Source organism: Agarivorans sp. 1_MG-2023 (assembly GCF_030548385.1).
Classification (GTDB): domain Bacteria; phylum Pseudomonadota; class Gammaproteobacteria; order Enterobacterales; family Celerinatantimonadaceae; genus Agarivorans.
On sequence record NZ_JAUOSJ010000039.1, the window covers coordinates 1 to 551 of the forward strand.

Here is a 551-nt window from a genome sequence, read left to right on the forward strand (position 1 = left end):
GCTGGGCAATTAACGAGTTTCGCTGGTTGACTCACTCTGCGGGACTGAAAGATTTATGAGGGGATCCTCCAGCGCCCCATTAAGGGGAATTTGATAGTTGGCTATAATACCGAGGAACGAAGCGCAGCCAACTGTTAGCAGTCCGTTTTAAGCAGCTTGTTAAGTGCCACTTTCCACCGTACTTTCAACAGCTGCATTTGGTACGCTATCGAGCTTTAATTGCAGCTCTTGTTGTTGTATAGATGTAGACCAAATTGTTAAACCAGTATAAATCACCGTAGAAATAGCTATTACAATAGTTAGTGCTACGATAGATTTTTGATGCTTTTCCTGACTTTTAGAGCTAGATTCAATAGAAGAAATTAACCGATTACCTGTGCCAACAAGCCTATCGGTAGACTGTCCAACTCTGTTTGCTAATTGTTGTAATTCATTATCAGGCACGACACTTTCCTTTGTGGCATTTAACGCCTCGTTCTAGCGAATCCCCTCATAATCCTCTGAGAACTCATATAAGTAGACGCGCACCCCGTGGTTTGATCTAATTAATT

At 42.1% G+C, this 551-nt stretch carries 1 protein-coding gene; it reads right to left on the minus strand.

Annotated features, from left to right (window positions below; translation table 11 throughout):
• Positions 1–159: 159 nt before the first annotated feature.
• Complete coding sequence (locus tag Q4592_RS21790; protein WP_303516939.1) at positions 160–444, minus strand: hypothetical protein; 285 nt, start codon at positions 442–444, stop codon at positions 160–162.
• Positions 445–551: the final 107 nt, after the last annotated feature.